This window comes from Poseidonibacter sp. (assembly GCF_041821165.1).
Lineage (GTDB): Bacteria > Campylobacterota > Campylobacteria > Campylobacterales > Arcobacteraceae > Poseidonibacter.
The window spans coordinates 1-6,055 of sequence record NZ_JBGUES010000145.1 but is presented as its reverse complement, the minus strand read 5'-3'; the positions used below and the strand labels follow the sequence as shown (position 1 = coordinate 6,055).

General features: G+C 25.4%; 8 protein-coding genes and 1 pseudogene. 1 reads left to right on the top strand and 8 read right to left on the bottom strand.

The window, feature by feature from the left end; all coding sequences use genetic code 11:
• The 8 genes and pseudogenes from ACERKK_RS10385 to ACERKK_RS10350 form a co-directional block, all read right to left on the bottom strand.
• A pseudogene (locus ACERKK_RS10385) lies at positions 1-298 on the bottom strand (DUF4065 domain-containing protein); the annotation flags it as partial.
• Positions 299-368: 70 nt separating this feature from the next.
• Entirely contained in the window at positions 369-848 is a 480-nt protein-coding gene (locus ACERKK_RS10380; protein ID WP_373773009.1) for a YhcH/YjgK/YiaL family protein, read from the bottom strand.
• A gap of 38 nt (positions 849-886) precedes the next feature.
• Entirely contained in the window at positions 887-1,417 is a 531-nt protein-coding gene (locus ACERKK_RS10375; protein ID WP_373773008.1) for a DUF3833 domain-containing protein, read from the bottom strand.
• On the bottom strand, positions 1,414-2,640 hold the full coding sequence (locus ACERKK_RS10370; protein WP_373773007.1) for a class I SAM-dependent methyltransferase: 1,227 nt from the start codon (positions 2,638-2,640) through the stop codon (positions 1,414-1,416). Before ACERKK_RS10370 ends, ACERKK_RS10375 begins: the two co-directional genes overlap by 4 nt.
• A gap of 2 nt (positions 2,641-2,642) precedes the next feature.
• Positions 2,643-3,383, bottom strand: a complete 741-nt coding sequence (locus tag ACERKK_RS10365) for a DUF1365 domain-containing protein (protein ID WP_373773006.1) — start codon at positions 3,381-3,383, stop codon at positions 2,643-2,645.
• Positions 3,380-4,633: an NAD(P)/FAD-dependent oxidoreductase gene (locus tag ACERKK_RS10360; protein WP_373773005.1), complete on the bottom strand. Its 1,254-nt coding sequence runs from the start codon at positions 4,631-4,633 to the stop codon at positions 3,380-3,382. The genes ACERKK_RS10365 and ACERKK_RS10360 overlap by 4 nt, the downstream gene beginning before the upstream one ends.
• On the bottom strand, positions 4,630-5,166 hold the full coding sequence (locus tag ACERKK_RS10355; RefSeq protein WP_373773004.1) for a lipocalin family protein: 537 nt from the start codon (positions 5,164-5,166) through the stop codon (positions 4,630-4,632). Before ACERKK_RS10355 ends, ACERKK_RS10360 begins: the two co-directional genes overlap by 4 nt.
• 73 nt (positions 5,167-5,239) lie before the next feature.
• Complete coding sequence (locus ACERKK_RS10350) at positions 5,240-5,935, bottom strand: MFS transporter (protein WP_373773011.1); 696 nt, start codon at positions 5,933-5,935, stop codon at positions 5,240-5,242.
• Between ACERKK_RS10350 and ACERKK_RS10345 the strand changes: the two genes are divergently transcribed.
• On the top strand, positions 5,934-6,055 hold a 122-nt coding region (locus ACERKK_RS10345), incomplete at its 3' end, for a 4-alpha-glucanotransferase (RefSeq protein WP_373773010.1). The two genes, ACERKK_RS10350 and ACERKK_RS10345, sit on opposite strands and share 2 nt — an antisense overlap.

Here is a 6,055-nt window from a genome sequence, read left to right as displayed (position 1 = left end):
CAACAACTTCAATATCTAAATAATCTAAAAACTCTTGAATTAAGAAAAGTCTTGGATCTTCTTCATCTAAATCTTCTTCATTTGCAATAACATCAAATAGTTCTGATATTAAATGAGGCTCAGGATTTCTAGCACTTTTAATATATTCTTCATTAAAAATCTTTTTTCCACAGAATTTTTGATGGTTATAATCCATTAAAAAAAGCATAATCGCCACTTTTTTATCATTTAAATGTTCCACTTTTTTGTGTAACATATATAAAATTACATTTGCAATTTTTGTAATATCTACGTTCAAATAATTTCCTTTATTTTGTCTTTGGAATTATACAATAAAGTTACATTCTATATCTTGAAGTATTTTGAACTTATAAGATTTTTACTGGAATTTTTATTACAGCTTTATATATTAGTTTATTTTGATTTGTTTTAATACAAGGTTGATGAGCGTCTTGTGGATAAAATATTGCTAGTTCATTCTCTTTTATTAATAAATTTGAGATATTCTCTTCTTTTCCTTTATATTTAATAAAATCTGTTTTTTCATCATAATCTTTTAGAATCTCTAAATCCTCAAGATTACAAACATCCATAATCTCTTCACCTTTTAGCATATATTGAATATCAATATATTTTTTATGAGATTCAAAAAAACAATCTTCTCTATTTTTTGTAATATATGCTTGTTTTAAAACAAACATTTCATCATTTATCATCTCTTTAATACATTCACCATCTTTAATAACAAAAGACTCAATTTGTATATTTGATAAATAATCAAATGCTGTTTGAAAGTTTTTATCTGTTATTTGTTGTTTTAAATTTTCTAATTTCCCAAAAATTGCCATAATTAAATCCTATATTTTAATAAAGTGATTTTATCATTTTAATCTTTTATTATAGTAATTACTAATTCACCAACGGTAAAACCAAACTTTTTCATTTTAGAATGATTTAAAATAACACCATCTTCTTGAAGATGAAGCCAATCTTTTACATTAATATCAATAGTTGAATCATTATAAGGTACACGCATTGTATAATCTATCATTACAGTATTACCTTTTGCTATCATTTGAGCAACACCTACAATATCACCTGCTGTTCCTTCAAATTTATTATCACCAATTGGTTTTAATGTCCAAACTCTTCTTTGTTTCTCTCCATTGTCATAAACAAATTTTTCATCTAGTGTTCCTACTCCATTTTCATCCCATGAGCCAACTAAATCACCTTTAAATGTTTTGATAATTTTCCCACTTCTATCTTTTACCATTCCATAGGCTCTTAAAGGCCCATTAAAATACTCTTGTGGAATAAATTCTGGTTTTTTATTTTTAAAATCATCTATTTGCATTTTTGAACATCCTGTAAAAATAATTAAAAGTAGTGTTATAAAAAGAATTTTGAGTTTCATGCTACTATCCCTTCATTTAATGCCATATTTTGGTATCTTGTAAAAGCTACTTGAACAAGATTTATATTTCTTGTTAAGAATCCTGCTTCACAATAACATAGGTACATTTTCCACATTCTAATAAAATACTCATCAAAACCTAACTCTTTTACATCATCAAGTTTTTCATTGAAATTTTCATGCCAAATATTTAAAGTTTTAGCATAGTGTTCTGTATATTCCTCCATATGTAGTAAATTTAATTTTGTATTTTTACTTGTAACTTCTAAAATTTTCCCAATACTAGGAAGATGCCCTCCAGGGAAAATGTATTTTTGAATAAAATCAGTTCCTTTACAGTATGAATCATATCTTTGATCAGGCATTGTTATTATTTGCATTACAAGGATACCACTTAGACTTAGTAAATCTTCGCATTTTTTAAAGAAGACATCAAAGTACTCGCGTCCAACTGCTTCAAACATTTCAACTGCAATTATTGCATCAAATTTCCCTTGCATATCTCTATAATCTTTTAACATGATATTTACTGATTCTTCTATTTTATGCTCTTTAAATCTATCTTCACAAAGCTTTTTTTGCTCTTTTGAAAGAGTTAATGTTGTTACTTCACAACCATACTCTTTTACTAAGTGCATAGCCATAGCTCCCCATCCTGAACCGATTTCAAGAACTTTAGAACCTTTTTTTAGATTTAGTTTTTTTGCAAGAATATCAATTTTTCTTTTTTGTGCTTCATATAAAGAATCATTTGCATCTTTAAATACAGCAGAAGAGTACATCATTGTATCATCAAGCATAAGTTCAAAGAATTTATTAGATAAATCATAATGTTGTGATATATTTTTTTGTGATCTTGTTTTAGAATTTTTTCTCATAATATGTTTTATTTTATTAATTACTGGAAAAAGGTTATAAAGACTAAATCGTTTTTCATCTTCACTTTTTGTTTCTAAAGAGTTTGAGTTTATTATTGCAATTTTAATTAGTGCTGTTAAGTCATCACAATCAAAATCTTTATCCATATAACTTTCAGCAAATCCAATATCTCCGTATAAAGTTAATCTTTTAAATAAATTTGCATTATTTAAAACAACTTTTGCTTTTGGATTTTGTTTATTACCATATGTTTTAACACTTCCATCACAAAATTTAACTTCAAGAGATCCTTGTGTTATTTTTGATAAATATTTATGTCCTAATTTATTCCAAAAAGTTTGCATAATCATGCCCTCCTTATTAAATCTTCGGCTGTTGGTTTATTCCATTTTAAGCCTTTTAGTTTAAGTTTTAAACTTTGCCAAATTGTTCTAGTAACTACCCATACAGTAAGTAGAGTATGTCTTAAAAAAAGTTGAACAATATTTTTTTGATTAAATTCAACTCTTTTTCCTACAAATGTTGAACTTAGCATTTTTTTATCATCTTCAAATAATTTAACTCCTAAACTAACTTGTTCATTTGTATAAATTAAATCAAATTCATAACTTCCTTCTCTTTTAAAAAAGGGAGACACATACATATCTTTTTTACTAAAAGCTTTATAGTGCATATTATCATTTGATTCTAGTTTTACACAATAAATAACTCTTCCTCCATTATAATTATGAACTTCAGCAATCATATGATTTGGTTTATCATCTTTAAATAAAATCAATACACTTATTGGATTAAAAACAAAACCTAAAATACTAGGTAAGGTTATAAATCTCATTTTAGATGTTTTTTCTAAATTGTTTTTTTCTAATAATTCATCTATATTTTTTATAAAATCTTTGCTTTTACCAAAGTGATCTTTTGTATTAAAAGAGAATAGGTTAAAACAGTTAATAGAAAAATATTTATTTTTTAGCTCATTTATTGATGCTATTTCAATATCAAGCATAAAAAACTTATATGTAAATTCATGTTTTTTAGGATGTACTCTTTTATGATAAATAATACCTTCTAAAAATTGATGATTCATAACTCACATCCAAACTTTTTTGCAATAGTATTTGCACTATATAAACCATCTTCATGAAATCCATATCTCCAATAAGCACCTGCAAAATATGTATTGTTTTGCCCATCTATTAATTCTCTTTTCTTTTGTGCTTCAATTGCTTTTGCATCAAATTGTGGATGTTCATAAGATATTTTTTCTATTACTTCATCTACATTTTGTGTTTCATTAAGTGATACAAAATACTCTTTTTTTGTGTTTAAATTTTGTAATCTATTTATCCAATATGACAAAGTTACATTTTCTTCTTTGCCATTTGTTTTATAATTCCATGCTGCGTATACATTTTTGTTTGGATATAAAACTTTTGTATCATTATGCAATACTGCATTGTTTTGTTTATATTCAAATGCACCTAATACTCTAAGTTCATCAACACTTGGTTCATCTAATAGTTTTAAAGCATCAGGAGCATGCATAGCAAAAATTACTTTGTCATAAATAGATTCACTATTATCTTCATGTACCAAAATTACTTTTTCATCTTCTCTTTTTACAGATATAACATCACTATTTTTGATGATTTTACCTGATATTTTTTTTGATATTTTATTTACATAATTAATAGAGCCATTACTAACTGTAAGCCATTGATGTTGTGTATCTACACCTAATAAACCATGATTTTTAAAAAACTGTAAAAAAGTTCTTGCTGGAAAGTTGTTCATTTTATCACTTGGAGTTGACCAAATTGATGAACCCATTGGAATAATATATCTATTTTTAAAGTATGATGAGTAATCTTTTAAATACTCTCCTAAAGTTAAGTCTAAATCAGAACTATTTGTTTCTATATCACTATTAGCTTTTTTATTAAACTTTAAAATATCAAAGATCATTTTATTATGTGAATATGAAAATATATTTTTCTTTTGAAAATACATTCCCTTTAATGATTCTCCATTATAAGCTATATTGTTTTTTTGATCCCAAAATGCAAAACTCATATCACTATTTTCTATTTTTACATCTAATTGTCTAAATAGTTTTGTAAGTAATGGATATGTTTCATGATTAAAAACTAAAAAACCTGTATCAACACCAAATGTTTTATTATTTTCAGTAACTTGTGTTGTTCTTGCATGACCACCTAAACGATTATCTTTTTCATAAAGATCAACATTATGTTTTTTACTTAATAAATATGCAGCACTAAGACCACTAATTCCAGCACCTAATACGGCAATTTTGTATTTTTTATCTAAACTCATTTGTATCGTCCTTGTGAATCTTGAGGTGTATATATTAGTTTTGATATATCCATATACTTATCTAAAAATGAAACAGCATTTTGCAGTTTTTCTTTTTCTAAGAATGGTTTTCTATTCATAATCCATACATTTTGCATATCTTTATCCGCCATAATCGCAGTAGAATAATTTTTATCTATATATATGATACTATATTCTTTTGTAAATATCCAAAAATATGTAATATTTATTGTGTTTATATTATTAATATCTTTATTATTTGAAGATTGAGCACTTCCTTCATATTTGATTAACTCACCTTCCATTGTTGTATGAAAGCATCTATTTGTTACCTCAAACTCTGATTTTTCTTCTAAAATATACTCAACACTTGCAGCTACGCAATCTTTTTCAAAACTATTATAAGTTCTTGCAATTTCATACCATAATCCAGAGAATTTTTTTGCATCTACAAATTCAACAGCTTTTGGTGCTTTTTGAGTTTGAGCAAAACAAAATGTACTAATAAAAAGAATCATAAAAAATAACTTCATATCAAACTCCTTTTTTTCTTAGTTTATAACTATATAGATAACTTTTGTATATTAAAAATGTCCCTTAATAATATTATTGTTTGATATCTTCATATTTATTTATAAAAAATATCGCAATAATTTTTAAACAAACAGGTAAAACTCCATATAAAAGCATTAAAACAAATAAAGAAAGTTCACTTGCATTTTTAGCATCAAAATCAAAAATACCAAGTATCATAAAACTAACAGCAACAGCAAGAGCAAGTGAAAGTTTAGTAATCATAGTCCAAATTCCAAAAAGTAAACCAGAAATATTTGTATGTAAGTTTTTACTTTTTTGTACTAAATCACCTTGAATAGCAGTAGGTAATGCCATATCTGCACCCAATGATAATCCTGAAATCAAACTAATTAAAATAAAAGCATTTAAATCATTTTCGCCTAAAAAAGGAACAAAACTAAAAGCAGTACAAGCTAATATAATTGAACTTAACCAAGCTCTTTTTTTACCAATTTTATTAGATAATTTATTCCAAAAAACAAGGGCAACTATTCCTGAAAAAAAGTACATTATTAAAATTAAACCACTTGAATCTTTTTCTTTTATAACTAATTCTATAAAAAGTAAAAATAAAGTTGCAGGTAGGGCATTTGCAAGGTTATTTAATAAATATCCAATTTGAAGAAATTTTAATTGAGGAATATCTTTATAAACAGTAATTAGACTTTTTATATTAAATTTTGTATTTGACGAAGAAGCGGTGATTTTTATCTTTTTTAAACTAATGATAAAAAATGGAATAAAAATAATTGGTGATATACCTATTTATGCAGCAGAAGATAGCGCAGATGTATGGGCAGATAACAATATTTTTTTAATGAATGAGAATAAAACTCCAATTAAAGT

Bases quoted from the DNA above. Each gene is read 5' to 3' on its own strand.
- ACERKK_RS10380 (WP_373773009.1), bottom strand. From the start codon at position 848: ATGGCAATTTTTGGGAAATTAGAAAATTTAAAACAACAAATAACAGAT.
- ACERKK_RS10375 (WP_373773008.1), bottom strand. From the start codon at position 1,417: ATGAAACTCAAAATTCTTTTTATAACACTACTTTTAATTATTTTTACA.
- ACERKK_RS10370 (WP_373773007.1), bottom strand. From the start codon at position 2,640: ATGCAAACTTTTTGGAATAAATTAGGACATAAATATTTATCAAAAATA.
- ACERKK_RS10365 (WP_373773006.1), bottom strand. From the start codon at position 3,383: ATGAATCATCAATTTTTAGAAGGTATTATTTATCATAAAAGAGTACAT.
- ACERKK_RS10360 (WP_373773005.1), bottom strand. From the start codon at position 4,633: ATGAGTTTAGATAAAAAATACAAAATTGCCGTATTAGGTGCTGGAATT.
- ACERKK_RS10355 (WP_373773004.1), bottom strand. From the start codon at position 5,166: ATGAAGTTATTTTTTATGATTCTTTTTATTAGTACATTTTGTTTTGCT.